Source organism: Novosphingobium sp. FW305-C-111 (assembly GCF_058783565.1).
This window is the reverse complement of record NZ_JBYSYP010000008.1, coordinates 87,066-103,817: the sequence shown is the minus strand read 5'-3', so window position 1 is coordinate 103,817 and position 16,752 is coordinate 87,066. Positions and strand designations below refer to the sequence as shown.

The following is a 16,752-nucleotide window of genomic DNA, read 5'->3' as shown; positions in this document are numbered from 1 at the left end:
CTTCAACGGAAACCGCTTTCTCACGGGACGGACTGAAGGCCCAGTCTTCCCGAAGAACCCGCCTTGGTGAACAAGCGGAACCAAGCGGGTCTTGCCGGGTAATGGTCCCGATGAAACGCAACCGCCAGCTCGCCCTCGCCGCCGCCGTGACCGCGGCCGTCCTTCTCTCCGGCTGCGCCGGGGTGCTCGCCGGGCGGCACCCGGTTGGCAATTCGAACGTGCCAGAGCCGGCCAAGCCTGTCGAACTCGATCGCTACCTCGGTCACTGGTTCGAGATCGCTCGTTACGAGCAGGGTTTCCAGAAGGATTGCGACGGCGTCACCGCCGATTACACCAAACGCGCGGACGGCAAGATCGACGTGCTCAACCGCTGCCGCAAGCCGGACGGGAAGATGAAGGACGCCAAGGGCGTCGCAAAGATCGTCGACCCGTTGACCAACGCCAAGCTCAAGGTCAGTTTCTTCGGACCGTTCTATGGCGACTACTGGGTTCTCGATCACGCCGACGACTACAGCTGGTCGATCGTCGGCGAGCAGAGTGGACGCTACCTCTGGCTGCTTTCGCGGTCCGCCAACCCGTCCGAAAGCGAGAAGCAGGCCCTTATCGCCCGGGCGGCGGCGCTGGGCTACGATACCTCGATGCTGCGGATCACGCGGCAGCCGTAAGCGCTACTCGCCGCCCGCGCCGAACTTCACCACGGCCTTCTCCGGCATATAATACCGCTCCATCCGGCGCCTGAGGTCTTCGGGTATCGGCTGAGAACCCTTCGCGTTGGCGTCGGTAAACAGCAGCGTCTGGTGGACGCGCATGCGATGTTCGCCGCGGCAAGAGACGTCGTGGCACAGGTCGAACGAGCTGGTGCCGAAGCGGGTGACCGAGGTTTCGAAGGTCAGGCGGTCGCCCATCATCGAGCGGCCGGTGAAGTCGACGTTGAAGTGGACGGTCGGCGTGGCGAGGTTGCGATGGAACAGCAGGCCGGAAAAGCTCGCCTCCAGCGCGTCCTCGAACCAGTCTTCGACCACGCCGTTGATCATCTCGAAATAGCGCGCGTAGAACACGATCCCTGCCGGGTCGCAGTGCGCGAACCGCACGAGCACCTCGCGTTGGTAGGCCGGCATCAGGTCACTCCCCCTCCCGCCAGGACTTGCCGGGCAATGACGAGCTTCTGCACTTCCGAGGCCCCTTCGTAAATCCGCAAGGGCCGGATCTCGCGCAGCAGTTCTTCCACCACCTGCCCCGAGACCACCCCGAGCCCGCCGTGGAGCTGGACCGCCTTGTCGATCACAACTTGTGCCTGGTCGGTGGCGAAAAGCTTGGCCATCGCCGCCTCGCGGGTGACGCGGCCCTGGCGCACGTCCTTGGTCCAGGCCGCGCGGTAGACGAGCAGCGCGGCGGCATCGACGTCGAGCGCCATTTCGGCAAGCTGGGCCTGCGCGATTGGCTGGTCGGCCAGCGTCGCGCCGAACAGGTGACGGCCCTTGACCCGCGCGAGCGCTTCATCGAGCGCGCGCCGGGCCATGCCGAGCGCGGCGGCACCCACGGTCGAGCGGAACACGTCGAGGTTGGCCATGGCCTGGGCGAAACCCGCCCCGGCGCTGCCGATCAGCGTGCCCTTCGCCAGCTTCATGTCGTTGAAACGCAGCGTTGCCAGCGGATGCGGCGCGGAAACCTGGATGCGCTCGGCGATTTCCAACCCCGGCGTATCCGCATCGATCACCAGCGCCGAAAGGCCGCGCGCACCGGGCGCCTCGCCGGTGCGCAGGAACGTGACGTAGAAATCCGCGATGCCGCCGTTGGAGATATAGGTCTTCGCCCCGTTCACGACGTAGTGATCGCCTCGGTCCTCGGCGGTCGAGGCGGTGGCGGCGACGTCGGAGCCGCTGTCGAGCTCGGTCAGGGCGAAGGCGGCGACAAGCTCGCCGCTGGCCACGCCGGGCAGGTACTTCGCTTTCTGCGCATCGCTGCCGAACTGCGAGATCACCCCGCTGCCCAAACCCTGCATCGCGAAGACGAAGTCGGCGAGGCCATAGTGGCGGGCCAGCGTCTCGCGGATCAGGCAGAGCGAGCGGACGTCGAGGTTTTCGAACAAGCCGCCGTGGCTGGCCGGCACGCAGTAACGCAGCCACCCGCCCTCGCCCAGCAGCCGCACGATGACCTTGCACGCCGCGTCGACGTCGCCGTGGTGCTGCGCCAGCGGGGCGATGTGCTCACCCGCCCATGCGTCCAGCGCGCGGGCCAGCGCGCGGTGGTGGTCCTCGAGGAACGGCCAGTCGAGAAAGCTCGTGTCGGCCACCTCAGTTGCCCTCGAACACCGGTTCCTGCTTGGCGACGAAGGCGTTGTAGGCGCGCTCGAAGTCCTTCGTCTGCATGCAGATTGCCTGGGCCTGCGCCTCGGCCTCGATCGCCGCGTCCAACCCCATGTCCCATTCCACGTTGAGCTGGTTCTTGGTCATGGCGTTGGCGAAGTTCGGCCCGGCGGCGATCTGCCCGGCCATCGTCATCGCCTCGTCCATCAGCGCGCTGGCATCGACGATGCGGTTGAAATAGCCCCAGTGCTCGCCCTCGGCGGCAGTCATGTTGCGGCCGAAGAACAGCAGTTCGCTCGCCCGGCCCTGCCCGATGATCCGCGGCAGGATCGCGCAGGCGCCCATGTCGCAGCCGGCCAGGCCGACGCGGTTGAACAGGAACGCGACCTTGGCCTCGGGCGTGGCGATGCGCAGGTCGGAGGCCATCGAGATGATCGCCCCCGCCCCGGCGCAAATCCCGTCGACCGCTGCAATCACCGGCTGCGGGCAATGGCGGATCGCCTTGACGAGGTCACCGGTCATCCGGGTGAAATCGAGCAGTTCGGGCATGTCCATGCGGACCAGCGGGCCGATGATCTCGTGCACGTCGCCGCCCGAGCAGAAGTTGCCGCCGGCCCCGGTAATCACTACCGCCTTGACCTCGCGAGCATAGACCAGCGCGCGGAACAGGTCGCGCAGCTCGGCATAGGATTCGAAGGTCAGCGGGTTCTTGCGCTCGGGCCGGTTGAGCGTGACGGTGCCGATGCCTTCGGCGAACGACCACAGAAAATGAGCCGGCTGGTAAGTGGCGGGGTTCATTCGTCCTCCGGGGATTGCGGGGCGCCGCGCAGCGCGGCGTTCAATTTGGTGGTGAGGCCGAGCATGGCGTCCATGTCGGCGTCGGACATTTCGGCGAACAGCGAATCGACCAGCGCCTCGTGCCGCTCGGCCATCTCGCGGAAGGCGGCGCGGCCCTCTTCGCTGAGGATGACCCGCTGGGCGCGGCGGTCTTCGGGATCGGCTTCGCGCAGGATCAACCCGTCCTCGACCAGCCGGCCGACGAGGCCGGTGAGGTTGCCGTTCGAGACGAGCAGATGGTCGGTCAGCTGCGACATCGTGATCGGCGCAGTCTCGCGGTAGAGCGCGGAGAGCACGTCGAAGCGCGGCAGGGTGCTGTCGAACTCGGTCTTGAGATAGGCGCGGATGCGCTTCTCGATAATCGTGGTCGCACGCAGCATCCGCAGCCAGACGCGCAAGGACTGCTTGGCGTGGGGTTCGGCCATTACATCACTTCTCCACCGGCGATGGCAATCGACTGGCCGTTGACCGACCCGGACAGCGGGTCGCACAGCCACAGCACTGCCGCAGCAACTTCCTCCGGCTTGATCAAGCGCTTCTGCGGATTGTCGCGGACAAATTCGGCGAGCGCGGCTTCGCGGGTCATGCCGGTCTTCTCGATCACGTTGTCGAGGCTGCGCTGGACCAGTTCGGTATCGGCAAAGCCGGGGCACACCGCATTCGCCGTCGCCGAGGTGCGGGCGAGTTCGAGCGCGAGGGTGCGGGTCAGGCCGATGACCCCGTGCTTCGCCGCGGCATAGGCGCCGGTATAGGCATAGCCCCTGAGGCCCGATGTGCTGGCGACGGTGACGATCCGCCCGTTCTGCGCCTTGGCGACCTCCCCCAGCACGGCCCGGGTGCAGAAGAACGCGCCGGTCAGGTTCACCGCGATCATCTGCTGCCACAGCGCGGTCGAGGTCCTGGCCAACGGCGCGGTCTCGGCCCCGCCGGCGTTGTTGACGAGGATCGAGACCGGGGCGAGCGCCCGGGCCTCCGCCATCGCCGCCTCGACCGAGGCTTCATCGGTGACGTCCATCGCGATCGCCGCCGAGCCCGGCAGCGTTGCCACGATTTCTTCCAGCGGTTCCTTGCGGCGGCCCATCAGGGTGACGCGCGCGCCGGCCCCGTGGAGCGCGCGGGCAATCGCCGCGCCGATCCCGGTACCGCCGCCGGTGATGACCGCGTGATGGGCGGAAAGGTCCGGCATCACACCGCCATCGTGAACATCTGCGCCGCGCGGGCCATGTTGCGCGACAGCTGGACGAACCCGCCGCGGTATTGCTTCGGCGGCTCGGCCCCTGCCCCTTCGAAGCCGAGTTCGGCGGCGGCGCGCAGGGTCCAGTGCGGGTCGATCAGGTGCGGCCGGGCCAGCGCGCAAAGGTCTGCGCGGCCCGAGGCGAGGATCGAGTTGACGTGGTCGACTTCGTAGATGTTGCCCACGGTCATAGTCTTGACCCCCAGCTCGTTGCGGATCTCGTCGGCAAACGGGGTCTGGAACATCCGGCCATAGACCGGCTTTTCCGCCTTGGTTGACTGGCCCGAGGAGACGTCGATCAGGTCGGCCCCGGCATCGCGGAAGGCGCGCGCGATCTCGACCGCTTCGTCGGGGGTGACCCCCGCCTCGCCGACCCAGTCATGCGCGGAAATGCGCACCGACATCGGCTTGTCCGCCGGCCAGGCCTCGCGCATCGCCGCGAAGACCTCGAGCGGATAGCGCAGCCGGTTTTCGAGGGAGCCGCCGTATTCGTCGGTGCGGGTGTTCTGGGTTGGCGTGATGAAGCTGGCGATCAGGTAGCCATGCGCGGCGTGAAGCTCGATCATGTCGAACCCGGCCCGGTCGGCGCGGCGGGTGGCAGCGACGAACTGATCGCGCACTTCGTCCATGTCGGCGCGGGTCATTGCCCGCGGTTTCTGGTTGCGCGGCCCGTAAGGCACGTCGCTTGCGGCGATCAGCGGCCAGTTGCCCTCGGGCAGCGGCTCGTCGATCCCGTCCCAGGCGAGGCGGGTCGACCCCTTCGAGCCGGAGTGGCCGATCTGCAGGCAGAACCGGGCCCCGCTCTGGCCGTGGACGTAATCGACGATCCGCTTCCACGCCGCGGCCTGCTCGTCGTTCCAGATGCCGGTGCAGCCGGGCGTGATCCGCCCGGTCGGCGAGACGCAGGTCATCTCGGTATAGACCAGCCCTGCCCCGCCCATCGCGCGGGCGCCGTAGTGGACGAGGTGGAAATCGTTCGGCACCCCGTCGACCGCGCTGTAGGTCGCCATCGGGCTCATCACCACGCGGTTCTCCACCTTCATGCCGCGCAGCGACAGCGGCGTGAACATCGGCGGGACCGGGGCATGGCCCTGCTCTCCGAAAGCACGGCTGGCGAACTGGCTTTCCAGCCGGGCGAGCCATGCCGGATCGCGCAGGCGCAAGTTCTCGTGGCTGACGCGCTGGCTGCGGGTGAGCAGCGAATAGGTGAACTGCCACGGCTCGAGCGCGTCGAGATAGCGGTCGACTTCCTCGAACCAGCCCATCGAATTCTTCGCCGCCGATTGCAGCTTGAGCACTTCGACGTGGCGCTCTTCCTGGTACTGGGCGAGCCCTTCCTTGAGCGGCAACTCGCTGTCGGCAAGGACGTCGGCCAGCTTGATCGCATCCTCGAAGGCGAGCTTGGTGCCCGAGCCGATCGAGAAGTGCGCGGTGTGCGCTGCATCGCCGAGCAGGATCAGGTTGCCGTCGTACCACTGGTGGCACAGCACGCGGGGGAAGTTGATCCAGGCCGAGCCGCGGATGTGGCCGGCATTGGTCATCAGCGGATGGCCGCCAAGGTAATCCGCGAAGATTGTCTCGCAAGTCCGGCAGTTCTCCTCCTGGCTCATCTCGCCGAAGCCCCACTTGTCGTAGGTATCGGGCTGGCATTCGACGATGAAGGTCGAGGTATCCTTGTCGAAGCGATAGGCATGGGCCCAGACCCAGCCGTGCTCGGTCTCTACGAAGATGAACTTGAACGCGTCGAACAGCTGGTGCGTGCCCAGCCACACGAACTTGTTGGGGCGCACGTCGATATCGACCTTGAAGGTCTCTTCCCGCGCGGCGCGGATGCGGCTGTTGAGCCCGTCGCTGGCGATGACGAGGTCGAAGTCCTTGTAGGCCTCCAGCGTCGGATCGACCTCGACCTCGAAGTGCTGGATCACGCCCAGCTCGCGGGCGCGGTCCTGGAGGATGTTGAGCAGGCGCTTGCGGCCGATGCCGATGAAGCCGTGGCCGGTGGAGCTGACCATCTCGCCGTTCACGTGGACGTCGATATCGTCCCAGTGGGCAAGCTCGGCCTCCATTGTCGCGGCGCTGAGCGGATCGTTGGCGCGCAGATTGGCCATGGTCTGGTCGGAAAAGACCACGCCCCAGCCGAACGTGTCGCCCGGCTTGTTGCGCTCGAACACCTCGACCTGCACGTCGGGAACGCGCAGCTTCATCGAGATCGCGAAATAGAGTCCCGCGGGACCACCGCCGACACAGGCAATCCTCATCGCACCATTACCCTTCATTGAGCCCGGCGGACGTACCGCGCGAAGTTTCAAGCTTAAAATAAGTTTCTGTCAAGGCCCGCACCTTGCGCGAGCGCAAATTGGCTCAGGAAAAGGCCTGGATGCCGGTCTGCGCCCGCCCGAGGATCAGGGCATGGACATCGTGCGTGCCCTCATAGGTGTTGACCGCTTCGAGGTTCATGACGTGGCGGATCACCCCGTATTCGTCGGAAATGCCGTTGCCGCCGTGCATGTCGCGCGCCACCCGGGCGATATCGAGCGCCTTGCCGCAGTTGTTGCGCTTGATCAGGCTGATCGCCTCGGGTGCGAGCTGCCTGGCGTCCATCAGCCGCCCTGCATGGAGCGCGGCGGAAAGGCCGAGGGTGATCTCGGTCTGCATGTCGGCCAGCTTCTTCTGGAACAGCTGCGTCGCCGCGAGCGGCCGACCGAACTGCTTGCGATCGAGGCCATACTGGCGCGCGGCGTGCCAGCAGAACTCGGCCGCGCCCATCGCCCCCCAGGCAATTCCGTAGCGCGCGTTGTTGAGGCACCCGAACGGCCCGCCGAGGCCGGAAACATTGGGCAGCAGGCGGTCTTCGGGGATTTCGACATTGTCGAGCACGATCTCGCCGGTAACCCAGGCGCGCAGCGAGAACTTGCCCTCGATCTTCGGGGTGGAGAGCCCCTTGTCGCCGCGCTCGACCACGAAGCCGCGAATCCTGCCGTCCTCGGTCTTGGCCCAGACCACCATCACGTCGGCAAACGGCGAGGAGGTGATCCACATCTTCGCGCCGTTCAGCACGTAACCGTTAGCGGTCTTCTTCGCGGTGGTGCGCATCGAGCCGGGATCGGAGCCGGCATCGGGCTCGGTCAGCCCGAACGAGCCGATCCATTCGCCGCTGGCCAGCCTTGGCAGGTAGCGCTGCTTCTGCTCCTCGGTGCCGTAGGCATAGATCGGCCACATCACCAGGCTCGACTGCACCGACATCGCCGACCGGTATGCCGAATCGACCCGCTCGACCTCGCGCGCGACGAGGCCGTAGGCGACGTAGGACACGCCCGGGCAATCGTAGCCGTGCAGCGTCACCCCGAGCAGCCCCTGCGCCCCGAACTTCTCCATCAGCGCGCGGTCGCACTGCTCCAGCCGGTTGTCGTTCTTGACGATCGGTGCGAGATGCTCGTCGGCAAAGGCGCGGGCGGTGTCGCGGACCATCCGTTCCTCTTCGGTCAGCTGGCTTTCGAGGAGCAGCGGATCCTCCCACGCGAACGAGGGCCAGCTCACTTTCTTCTCGGACATCGCACGCGCTCCTGTCGATTTATTTTAAGCTTAAAATAAAATCCTCACCCAGGCAAGAGGCATATCCTGACGCTTTGCATGCGCGCGTGGATCAGGGTTAAACCCTGTCAGGCGAGCAAAGCGGCCGTCGGCACGTAATCATAGCCGAGATCACGCGCCACGGCCTCGTACGTCACCTGGCCCTCGTGGACGTTCAGCCCGGCAGCCAGATGCGGGTTCGCCTTCAGCGCGGCCTTCCAGCCTAGATCGGCGATGCGCAAGGCGTGCGGCAGGGTCACATTGTTGAGGGCATACGTACTCGTCCGCGCCACCGCGCCAGGCATGTTGGCCACGCAATAGTGGACGATGCCGTCGATCACATAGGTCGGCTCGGCATGGGTCGTAGCGCGCGAGGTCTCGAAGCAGCCGCCCTGGTCGATGGCGACATCCACCAGCACCGCACCGAGCTTCATTGTCGCGAGCATTTCGCGGGTGACGAGCTTGGGCGCTGCCGCGCCGGGAACCAGCACTGCGCCGATGACGAGATCGGCCTCGGCGACTTCCGCAGCCAAGGCGGCCCGCCCTGAATAGAGTGTCCGCGCGCGGCCCTCGAAGTGGCTGTCGAGCCGCTCGAGCACCGCCGGATCGCGGTCGAGGATGGTCACGTCGGCACCGAGGCCCACTGCCATCTGCGCGGCGTTGAAACCCACGACGCCGCCGCCGATCACCACGACCTTGGCCGGCAGGACGCCGGGAACCCCGCCCAGCAGCACACCGCGTCCGCCGTGCGCCTTTTCGAGCGCGGTCGCGCCGGCCTGGATGCTCATGCGGCCCGCGACCTGGCTCATCGGCTTGAGGAGAGGCAGCGAATTGTCTGCCCCGGTCACCGTCTCATAAGCGATCGCGGTCACCCCGGAGCTGACCAGGTCGGCGGTCTGCGCGGGATCGGGTGCGAGATGCAGGTAGGTATAAAGGATCTGCCCTTTGCGGAGCTGTGCTCGCTCGGCCGCCTGCGGCTCCTTGACTTTCACCACCATCTCGCATTCGGCGAAGATTTCCGCTGCAGACCGGCGGATCGATGCGCCTGCCGCTTCGTAGTCCGCGTCCGACGCGCCGATGCCGCTGCCCGCCCCCATCTCGACCCACACCTCGTGACCGTGCGCCACGAGTTCGCGGGCGCTTTCGGGGGTCAGGCCGACGCGGTATTCGTGGTTCTTGATTTCCTTGACAGTGCCGACACGCATGGCTGCTCTCCAAGTGGCCTCGCTACGCGGGTATAATGCACGATCACAACGGGGGTTTCTTGCCAGACTTTTGCATTCTTTCGCGAGAAGTGGCATAATATCCCGACTATACGTGTTCTATCGGGATATTTTTGTGGATTCGATCGACAGGCAGATCGCCACGGCGCTCCAAGCCGACTCCTCGCGCTCGATTGCCGAATTGGCCCAACTGGTCGGCACGTCCACCTCTGCCTGCCATCGGCGGATCAAATCGCTCGAAGCCGCGGGCCTGATTTGCGGCTATTCTGCGGTGCTCGATCCGCATCGGCTTGGTCTGACCCTCCAGGCCTTCGTCGAGATCACCCTCACCAGTCAGAGTCGTGAGGCAATGGACAGCTTCGAGCAGGCAGTCGGGGACTTCGACGACATTCTTGAATGCCACCTGATGTCGGGCAGCGCAGACTACATCCTACGGATCGCCGCGCGCGACGTCGAACAGTTCGACCGCATTCACCGCGAATGCCTGGCCCGTTTGCCGGGAGTGAGCGTCATGCGATCGAGCTTCGCCATCCGCACGATCAAGCCATGGCGCGGCTATCCGGCCAAATAGAGGGTCGACCCTGCAGCGAAGCCATGGAAGCAGTCCTGGTCCACTCGTCGCCATCGCGAACCTCTGGTCGCCAGGAGCCTTCAGTCCGGACGAACGCTGCCGCCAAGACTCGGTTGACCTCCGAAATCCTTGGACGGAAGATTGTCGCTACTCGCAAGTGTGAATGGTTGGGCCTTTGGGCTGGTTAGGACTTGCTAACGGGCACAGCCCGCGCAATTGGAACACCCTTACCTACGAGAGATCGATTTTTGGCCAGACCGACAAAGCCACTTATTACTCGCGAAATGGCGACCCGAGCTGCCCTGGGGGTCATCGACGCCGAGGGTCTCGAGGGCTTCAGCCTCAATCTCGTCGCCAAGGCGATGGGCGTGAAGGCGCCGTCGCTGTACCATCACTTCAAGGACAAGGCCGAATTGCTCGCCGAGGTCGCGCGACATATCCTGCTGGACACGAAATTTCGGCCCGAGATGGCCGAAACCTGGGAAGAGCGCGCACTGTTCCTTTGCATCGAGACGCGACGCGGACTGCTCAAGCATCCGAACGCGGCGCCGCTGATCCTGCAATTTTTCCCACGGCACATGCTGCTGAAGGCCTATGAGGACGCTGCGGGGGATTACCCGAACGTCCCCGGCATGACGCTGGCGATGCTCGAGGCGACAGAAAAGCTGACCTACGGGTCTGCCCTCTTCGCGGCGGCGGCGCAGGTGCGCGGAGTACCGTCGCTCCCCCCGGTCGATGCGACGCGATTTCCGCTGCTAGCCGCAGCCGCTGCCGAGGGTGGTGACGATGAGCAGGTCTTCATTGGCGCCATGCGGATGTTGCTTGCCGGGATCCGTTCGTTCGCCAGCGGGACGCCCGCAGGCTGATCATTCCGTCGCGAAGATCGCCGAACTCACCGTCGGCGCACCAGGCCCGCCTGCGATCAGACAGGTCCACGCATCCGGAACCGGGTTGCACGATCCCCCGCGCAGCACCCGCACGGCTTCGACCGCGATCCCGATGCCGTGGACAAATCCAGGCGCAAGGTTGCCACCCGATGTGTTCTCGAAGCAGGTCTCCCCAGCCTTTCTGAGTCCGTTGGGCCACCGACAGGAGATGGACCGGAACCTTGCGCATGTCCCGCGTACGTTCAGCGGACACCAGCACTAGCACGCCGGCGCCGTCGTTTTCCCGTCTGCAGTCGAAAAGCCGGAACGGCTCGGTGATCCAGCGACTTTTGCGGTACTTGTCGAGGTCCAGCTCTGCCCCGAACGCCGTCGCTTCGGGGTTGCGACTGCCGTGTGGATACGACGCGCGGACCAGTTCCCGGCCCCGTCGCGGTCACGTAGCTCGTGCGGGGTCCCATTCGAGTGGAAGCGACTCGATCGCGATGACCGTGCCAATCCGGAACCCGTGGCGCACGCCCGGCCTTGCAGCGCCTCATTATCTATGACAATTAGATTTGTACAAGCCCGGGAGAGAAACGTGGCGAAACAATTCGACTACATTATCGCGGGAGCCGGCGCAGCCGGTTGCGTCCTGGCCTACAGATTGTCCGAGGATCCGAAAAATCGTGTCCTCCTTCTCGAGGCGGGTCCGTCGGACCGTCATTCTGATCCACATGCCGAAGGGCAGCGCCAAGATCATGGCCGACCCGCGCTAACTTTGGGCGCACGAGAGCACGCCTGCCCCATGGACTGCCGGCAAATCCGAGTGGTGGGTGCGAGGAAAGGTCCTTGGCGGTTCCACATCGATCAACGGGATGATGTACGTCCGCGGCATGCCAGCAGATTTCGACGGCATCGCGGAACTGTCGAGCGACGACTGGAACTGAGAGCACATCGGAGCTGCCTATGCTGCGATGGAATCGCATGAACTCGGCCCTGCGCCCACGCGTGGCGGGAACGGCCCGCTCAAAGTAAGCCTTCCGACTCAACGGGACGAACTGTCCGATGCACAGATCGCTGCGGGGCGAGCCATGGGCTGGGGTGCGAAGGAGGACATGAACGAGCCGGACGATGCGGTCGCCATCGGCTACGCGCCGCGCACCGTCTGGCGACGCAAACGGCAGAGCGCAGCCGTCGCCTTCCTGCGCCCGGCACTGCGCCGCCCTAATTTGACCGTCGTGACAGAGGCGACCGTCGACCGGGTCCTGTTCGAGGACAAGCGGGCGATCGGTGTACGGGTGATCGTGAAAGGCGTACCGCACGAGCATCTGGCCGTCCGCGAAGTCATCGTCGCCGGCGGGACCCTCTCGAGCCCCGCCATCCTCGAACGCTCCGGGATCGGCGATCCGGCGTTGCTCAAAGCGCTCGACATTCCGATCGTCCAGGCCAACCCGCAGGTCGGGGAAAACCTGATCGAGCACCGGGCGATCATCATTCAGGCCAGGCTCAAGCGGAACATCTCGCACAACCGGCAATATGGTGGGTGGCGATTGCTGAAGAACGCGCTGCGCTACGCATTCGGCCTGGACGGCTTGCTTTCGGCCGCAGCTTACGAGATCGTCGGCTGGCTGAAGACAGATCCGGGCCAGAACCGCCCCAACGGCCAGATCCTTGTTGCGCCGTTCAGCTTCGACATGAGTGACCGCACCAAGGTTGAGACGACCCCGGGCATGCACGTGACGGCCTACGACCTGCGGCCGACCTCGCGGGGGTGCATCCATATTGCCACCACCGATCCGGAAGGACCCGCCAACCTCGATGCGCACCACCACGAAACCGAAGGTGACCGAAAGGAACTCGTCGCGCTGGTTCGAACCGTGCGCGAATACATGGCCCAGGAGCCGCTCGCCGGCCTGATCGCCGAGGAAACCTCGCCCGGCCCTCAGTATCAGACCGATGAAGACATCCTGGCGGCCTATGACCAGTTCGGAACGTGCGGATACCACGCCGTGGGAAGCTGCCGGATGGGTGCGGACGCGGATTCCGTGGTCGATCCTGAACTCCGGGTTCGCGGGGTTCAAGGGCTGCGGGTGATGGACACCTCGATCATGCCGGTAATCCCTTCGGGCAACACCAACGGCCCCACGATGGTAATGGCCTGGCGCGCCGCCGACATCATCCTCCGCGACGCGCCGGAGTGAGGCCTAAGCTTGGCGCTTCGGTACGTGGATCACCTTCGGGCGGGTGAATTCCTTGAGCCCATCGAGCCCGTTTTCGACCCCGAATCCCGACTGCTTCGCGCCGGCTAACGGCGTCACCGGGCTGCTGTTCAGGTTGTCGTTGATCCACACGGTGCTGGTATCCATGCGCTCGGCGATCTCCACCGCTTGCTCGATGTCGCCGGACCAGACCGCCCCTGCCAAACCATAGATGGTGTCGTTGGCACGGCCGATGACCTCGTCGACGTCGGAGAAGCGCATTAGCGGCAGGACCGGTCCGAACGCTTCCTCGGTGACCACCGGCGCATCGTCCGGAGGATTGTCGACCAGCGTGATCGGCACGTAGTAGCCGCCATTGTCCGGAACAGACGCGCCCTCGAGCAACGTGAGCCCCGAAATTCGCGCCTCATCGATCAGCTTGCGCACCCGGTCGAATTGCGGACGGTTCTGGATCGGCCCGAACTGGACGCCCTGCTCCGCGCCGTCGCCGACGACCGCGTCCTGCGCGAGCTTGTGGAGCGCATCCCGCATCCGCTCATAGATGGCATCGTGGATGTACAGGCGCTTTGTCGCGACGCAAATCTGCGCGGAGTTGAAGAAGGCGCCGTGGAACAGCCGGGGCGCCACTTCGGCGACATCGACATCGGGCACGACGATGCACGCATCATTGCCGCCCAGTTCCAGCGTGATCCGCTTGAGATCGCGTGAGGCGGTTTCCATGACACGCTTGCCGGTGGCCGTGGAGCCGGTGAAGCTGATCTTTGCGAAACCCGGATGCGCCGTCATCAACGGATTAAGGCCGTTGTCACCCGACAGCGCGTTGAGCACGCCCGGCGGCAGAACGTCGCGCCACATCTCACCCAGCTTCAAGGTGCACAGCGGCGTAAACGGCGACGGCTTGAGGACGATGGTGTTGCCGGTGAGCAGTGCTGGCGCGATCTTCCATGCCGCCAGCAGCAGCGGGAAGTTCCAAGGAACGATTCCCGCCACGACCCCCAGCGGTTCATGGCTGACGATGACCTGGCGGACGTCGTCTTCCTCGACCACTTCCGGAGCGAGTTCCTGCTGCGCGACCGCGCGCAGCCAGAACGCCGCGCCCAGCACTTCGCCGTGCGCAGCCTCGAGCGGGCGGCCCTGCTCGCGTACGAACAGGGCGGCGAGCGCCGTTGCATTGGCTTCGACCCGCTCGGCCATGGCAACGAGCAGCCCCGCCCGCTCGGCCCACGCGCGTTGGCGCCAGGCGGGTAATGCCGCCTGCGCCGCCGCGACGGCGCGGTCTAGTTCCGCTTGCCCGGCGCGCGGCGCTTGCGCAAAGACTTGCCCGGTTGCGGGGTTGTTCACATCGACAGCTTCGGGGGTTACCACCCCCGAGCCGTCGATAGTCAGCGTGAACTTTCCGGCGAAGTCCATCGCCTTAGAACTTGAAGCCGACTTCGACATAGATCTCGCGAGGATTCTCGACGAAAGCCGACAAGTCCGCGAGGACGCCAGGACCGGTCGTACCGGTGCCCGTACCGCCCGTGAAGGGAATGTCGTTCGCGCTGGTCACGACTTTGCGATTGGTCAGGTTGCGCCCGATGACGCCCACCGACCAACGGTCATCCGCCCCGTTGAGTCGGATCGCAGCGTCAACCTTCGCGAACTCGTTCTGGACCCCATCGGGGCGCAGCGTGTCGGTGAAGTTGTACTTCGAGGTGTACGAGACGTCGCTCGACAGCTCGAGAGTCATGTCGCCGCCCACCGGAGTCTCGTATGACGCACCGAGCCGTCCGGAGAAGCGCGGCGCTTTGGGCGGGGTGCGACCGCTGTAGTCCTGGCTGGTGAAGGCACCGTTCGGCGCAGCCAGCTTGTTGCAGCCGTTGGCGATCGTCTGGCCACCATAGCACTGCCCGATGTAGTCCTTGTATTCGGCATGGTTGTAGGCCGCCGAACCGCGAAGCGAGAAACCGCTGCTGATGTTCCACCCGAAGTCGGCCTCGATGCCCTTGGTGGTCAGCGTGCCGGCGTTGGCGACAACCTGCCCGATCATGATGGGGTCGAAGTTCTGCACCTGCAAGTCGTTGTAGTCATAGTAATAGGCGGTCGCGTTGAAGCTCAGTGCGCCGTCGAGCAGGATCGAGCGCATGCCGATCTCAGCGCCCTTGGCGGTCTCGCTGCCATAGCTGCCGGCCGCGCGCGAGGCCGCCGGGGTCAACGACTGCGAGATGTTGAATCCGCCAGCCTTGAAGCCTTCCTTGTAGCTCGCATAGAACGTCAGGTCGCGCGAGGGCTTGAACCGTATGGTCGCCTGAGGCGAGAGGTTGCCGTCGCGGAAGCGGTCGTCAATGCGGATGTTGGCCGGGAAGAATGCCGCAAAGCCGAGGTGCGCAGGCAGCGACTGCTGGTAGGAATTTCGCGCCTCGTGGCTGTAGCGCGCGCCGCCCGACAGCTCGAGCTGTTCGGTCAGGTTCCAGGTCAACTCCGCAAAGGCAGACATCGTGTCGCCCGAGAAACCGTTGTCGCGCTTGAACGTGACATAGGTGTTGGTCACCGGGCTTATCGGCACCGGGAAGATGTAGGCGTCGGTGTTGAAGATGAACTTGCTGTGGGAATAGAACATGCCCGCCAGCACCTTGACCGGCCCGTCCCACTTCGACAGGAAACGCAGTTCTTCGGAGAACTGCCGGAAGTCGGCAAGCTGGGTAAAGTTTGCCGGGTATGCTTCACCCGAAACGTTGTTGTTGTCCGTTTGCTTGAACCGGTAGAACGCGGTGATCGAGGTGACGTCGAACACGTCGGATTCCAGATTCGCGGTCAGGATGCCAAAGCCCGAGCGGAGGTGAGCATACATGTGCCCGTCGCCGGCCTAGCGATAGTTCGCGGCCGCCACGGCAGCGGGGATCGAGGAACTGTCAGAGCGGCCGTTGATCCTGCAGTCGGCGTTGGGGCTGGGCGGCACGCCATTTGCACTCGCCGGGACTGTCCGACCGCCGCCGCAGATGCGCTCGACAACATCGGTCGGGCCGCCGTCCTTCTGGTCGGTATAGCCCGTCTTCAGGTTGAAGCTCAGGTTGTCGGTCGCGTCCCATTCGAGCGTCAGGCGGCCACTGAGGGTGCGCCCCCCGCCACGGCGATCACTGTTGCGCAGCCGCGGCATGCCAAGCGGATCGAGATATGTCGCCGCTGCGGTGTTCGTATAAGCGCCCTCGCTATCGGAGGCGCGGAAGGCCAGACGTGCGCGAACCGTGTCGCTGAGCGGACCGGAAATGTAGCCCTCGCCGTACTTCTCGCGCGCTTCGAAGCCGTATCCGGCCTTCAGCCCGGAGGCGAAAGTATCCGTCGGGTTGTTGGTCGTGATGTTGATCAGGCCGCCGGTGGTGTTCTTGCCAAAGAACAACGCCTGCGGGCCCTTGAGCACTTCGATGCTCTTCACATCGTACTGGCTGAGACTGATCTCGCGCCCGCGGCTCATCGCCATCCCGTCGACCACGAACGATACCGACTGATCGAACCCGGCGCTGAGCGCGGTGGAGCCAACACCGCGAAGGAAAATGCTCGCCGAAGAACCGGACGCGGCCCGACCCGCGATCAGGCTCGGCACCAGCGTCGAAATGTCACCCAGCTTGGTCGCGGCGTACTTGTTGAGTGTTTCGCCGGTCACCGCAGTGATCGCGACGGGCGCATCAACGAGCCGTTCGTCGCGGCGACGCGCGGTGACGATAATCTCATCGGCAGAAGACGCAGCCTCCTCTGATCCGGAGCTGTCCTGTGCAAACGCGGCAGCGGGAATAGTAAGCGCAGTCGTCAGCGCCAGGGAAACCAGAGACGTTCTCAGAGACATTAAGTATCCTCCCATTTGCCGCTCATTCAGGCGACACGCGCTCCATGGCGCGACGGGAAATCTAATCTCGTAAGGTTTGCCTAATGCCAATAGATTTAGACACAAT

At 65.0% G+C, this 16,752-nt stretch carries 15 protein-coding genes and 2 pseudogenes; 6 read left to right on the top strand and 11 right to left on the bottom strand.

Annotated elements, in window-relative coordinates:
- The first annotated feature begins 110 nt into the window (after window positions 1-110).
- Entirely contained in the window at window positions 111-665 is a 555-nt protein-coding gene (locus AC3WLD_RS11060) for a lipocalin family protein (RefSeq protein WP_492557014.1), read from the top strand.
- A 3-nt stretch (window positions 666-668) separates the two neighbouring features.
- Here the strand turns inward: AC3WLD_RS11060 and AC3WLD_RS11055 are convergent, their stop codons facing one another.
- From AC3WLD_RS11055 to ald, 8 genes are all read right to left on the bottom strand, one after another.
- Window positions 669-1,118, bottom strand: a complete 450-nt coding sequence (locus tag AC3WLD_RS11055; RefSeq protein ID WP_492557013.1) for an acyl-CoA thioesterase — start codon at window positions 1,116-1,118, stop codon at window positions 669-671.
- The gene (locus AC3WLD_RS11050) at window positions 1,118-2,293 is read right to left on the bottom strand and encodes an acyl-CoA dehydrogenase family protein (protein ID WP_492557012.1); all 1,176 of its coding nucleotides are present in this window, start codon (window positions 2,291-2,293) and stop codon (window positions 1,118-1,120) included. The genes AC3WLD_RS11055 and AC3WLD_RS11050 overlap by 1 nt, the downstream gene beginning before the upstream one ends.
- Window position 2,294: 1 nt before the next feature.
- On the bottom strand, window positions 2,295-3,104 hold the full coding sequence (locus tag AC3WLD_RS11045) for an enoyl-CoA hydratase family protein (RefSeq protein ID WP_492557011.1): 810 nt from the start codon (window positions 3,102-3,104) through the stop codon (window positions 2,295-2,297).
- Window positions 3,101-3,568, bottom strand: coding sequence for a MarR family winged helix-turn-helix transcriptional regulator (locus tag AC3WLD_RS11040; protein WP_492557010.1), 468 nt, complete (start codon window positions 3,566-3,568; stop codon window positions 3,101-3,103). Before AC3WLD_RS11040 ends, AC3WLD_RS11045 begins: the two co-directional genes overlap by 4 nt.
- Window positions 3,568-4,329: an SDR family NAD(P)-dependent oxidoreductase gene (locus AC3WLD_RS11035; RefSeq protein WP_492557009.1), complete on the bottom strand. Its 762-nt coding sequence runs from the start codon at window positions 4,327-4,329 to the stop codon at window positions 3,568-3,570. The genes AC3WLD_RS11040 and AC3WLD_RS11035 overlap by 1 nt, the downstream gene beginning before the upstream one ends.
- Window positions 4,329-6,635 carry a bifunctional salicylyl-CoA 5-hydroxylase/oxidoreductase gene (locus AC3WLD_RS11030; protein WP_492557008.1) on the bottom strand — a complete coding sequence of 769 codons (2,307 nt, stop codon included), beginning with the start codon at window positions 6,633-6,635 and terminating at the stop codon, window positions 4,329-4,331. The genes AC3WLD_RS11035 and AC3WLD_RS11030 overlap by 1 nt, the downstream gene beginning before the upstream one ends.
- Window positions 6,636-6,738: 103 nt before the next feature.
- On the bottom strand, window positions 6,739-7,929 hold the full coding sequence (locus AC3WLD_RS11025; protein ID WP_492557007.1) for an acyl-CoA dehydrogenase: 1,191 nt from the start codon (window positions 7,927-7,929) through the stop codon (window positions 6,739-6,741).
- Window positions 7,930-8,036: 107 nt separating this feature from the next.
- Window positions 8,037-9,152 carry an alanine dehydrogenase gene (gene ald, locus AC3WLD_RS11020; protein ID WP_492557006.1) on the bottom strand — a complete coding sequence of 372 codons (1,116 nt, stop codon included), beginning with the start codon at window positions 9,150-9,152 and terminating at the stop codon, window positions 8,037-8,039.
- A 133-nt stretch (window positions 9,153-9,285) separates the two neighbouring features.
- Here ald and AC3WLD_RS11015 point away from each other — a divergent pair, with 133 nt between their 5' ends.
- The 5 genes and pseudogenes from AC3WLD_RS11015 (at window position 9,286) to AC3WLD_RS10995 (ending at window position 12,808) form a co-directional block, all read left to right on the top strand.
- Window positions 9,286-9,741, top strand: a complete 456-nt coding sequence (locus AC3WLD_RS11015) for an Lrp/AsnC family transcriptional regulator (protein ID WP_492557005.1) — start codon at window positions 9,286-9,288, stop codon at window positions 9,739-9,741.
- 284 nt (window positions 9,742-10,025) lie between these two features.
- On the top strand, window positions 10,026-10,607 hold the full coding sequence (locus tag AC3WLD_RS11010; protein WP_492557004.1) for a TetR/AcrR family transcriptional regulator: 582 nt from the start codon (window positions 10,026-10,028) through the stop codon (window positions 10,605-10,607).
- A gap of 562 nt (window positions 10,608-11,169) precedes the next feature.
- Window positions 11,170-11,280 (top strand): annotated as a pseudogene (locus tag AC3WLD_RS11005) (hypothetical protein); the annotation flags it as partial.
- Between the two features lie 202 nt (window positions 11,281-11,482).
- Window positions 11,483-12,028 (top strand): annotated as a pseudogene (locus AC3WLD_RS11000) (GMC family oxidoreductase N-terminal domain-containing protein); the annotation flags it as partial.
- A gap of 273 nt (window positions 12,029-12,301) precedes the next feature.
- Window positions 12,302-12,808 (top strand): GMC family oxidoreductase, encoded by a 507-nt coding sequence (locus AC3WLD_RS10995; RefSeq protein WP_492557100.1) that lies wholly within the window; start codon window positions 12,302-12,304, stop codon window positions 12,806-12,808.
- A gap of 3 nt (window positions 12,809-12,811) precedes the next feature.
- Here AC3WLD_RS10995 and AC3WLD_RS10990 read toward each other — a convergent pair whose 3' ends face one another.
- The 3 genes from AC3WLD_RS10990 to AC3WLD_RS10980 are packed head-to-tail and all read right to left on the bottom strand — an operon-like array spanning window position 12,812 to window position 16,646.
- On the bottom strand, window positions 12,812-14,236 hold the full coding sequence (locus AC3WLD_RS10990) for an aldehyde dehydrogenase family protein (protein ID WP_492557003.1): 1,425 nt from the start codon (window positions 14,234-14,236) through the stop codon (window positions 12,812-12,814).
- A 4-nt stretch (window positions 14,237-14,240) separates the two neighbouring features.
- Window positions 14,241-15,656, bottom strand: coding sequence for a TonB-dependent receptor (locus AC3WLD_RS10985; protein WP_492557002.1), 1,416 nt, complete (start codon window positions 15,654-15,656; stop codon window positions 14,241-14,243).
- 15 nt (window positions 15,657-15,671) lie between these two features.
- On the bottom strand, window positions 15,672-16,646 hold the full coding sequence (locus AC3WLD_RS10980) for a TonB-dependent receptor plug domain-containing protein (RefSeq protein ID WP_492557001.1): 975 nt from the start codon (window positions 16,644-16,646) through the stop codon (window positions 15,672-15,674).
- Window positions 16,647-16,752: the final 106 nt, after the last annotated feature.

Bases quoted from the DNA above. Each gene is read 5' to 3' on its own strand.
- AC3WLD_RS11060 (WP_492557014.1), top strand. From the start codon at position 111: ATGAAACGCAACCGCCAGCTCGCCCTCGCCGCCGCCGTGACCGCGGCC.
- AC3WLD_RS11055 (WP_492557013.1), bottom strand. From the start codon at position 1,118: ATGCCGGCCTACCAACGCGAGGTGCTCGTGCGGTTCGCGCACTGCGAC.
- AC3WLD_RS11045 (WP_492557011.1), bottom strand. From the start codon at position 3,104: ATGAACCCCGCCACTTACCAGCCGGCTCATTTTCTGTGGTCGTTCGCC.
- AC3WLD_RS11040 (WP_492557010.1), bottom strand. From the start codon at position 3,568: ATGGCCGAACCCCACGCCAAGCAGTCCTTGCGCGTCTGGCTGCGGATG.
- AC3WLD_RS11035 (WP_492557009.1), bottom strand. From the start codon at position 4,329: ATGCCGGACCTTTCCGCCCATCACGCGGTCATCACCGGCGGCGGTACC.
- AC3WLD_RS11030 (WP_492557008.1), bottom strand. From the start codon at position 6,635: ATGAGGATTGCCTGTGTCGGCGGTGGTCCCGCGGGACTCTATTTCGCG.
- AC3WLD_RS11025 (WP_492557007.1), bottom strand. From the start codon at position 7,929: ATGTCCGAGAAGAAAGTGAGCTGGCCCTCGTTCGCGTGGGAGGATCCG.
- ald (WP_492557006.1), bottom strand. From the start codon at position 9,152: ATGCGTGTCGGCACTGTCAAGGAAATCAAGAACCACGAATACCGCGTC.
- AC3WLD_RS11010 (WP_492557004.1), top strand. From the start codon at position 10,026: ATGGCGACCCGAGCTGCCCTGGGGGTCATCGACGCCGAGGGTCTCGAG.
- AC3WLD_RS10995 (WP_492557100.1), top strand. From the start codon at position 12,302: ATGAGTGACCGCACCAAGGTTGAGACGACCCCGGGCATGCACGTGACG.
- AC3WLD_RS10990 (WP_492557003.1), bottom strand. From the start codon at position 14,236: ATGGACTTCGCCGGAAAGTTCACGCTGACTATCGACGGCTCGGGGGTG.
- AC3WLD_RS10985 (WP_492557002.1), bottom strand. From the start codon at position 15,656: ATGTATGCTCACCTCCGCTCGGGCTTTGGCATCCTGACCGCGAATCTG.
- AC3WLD_RS10980 (WP_492557001.1), bottom strand. From the start codon at position 16,646: ATGTCTCTGAGAACGTCTCTGGTTTCCCTGGCGCTGACGACTGCGCTT.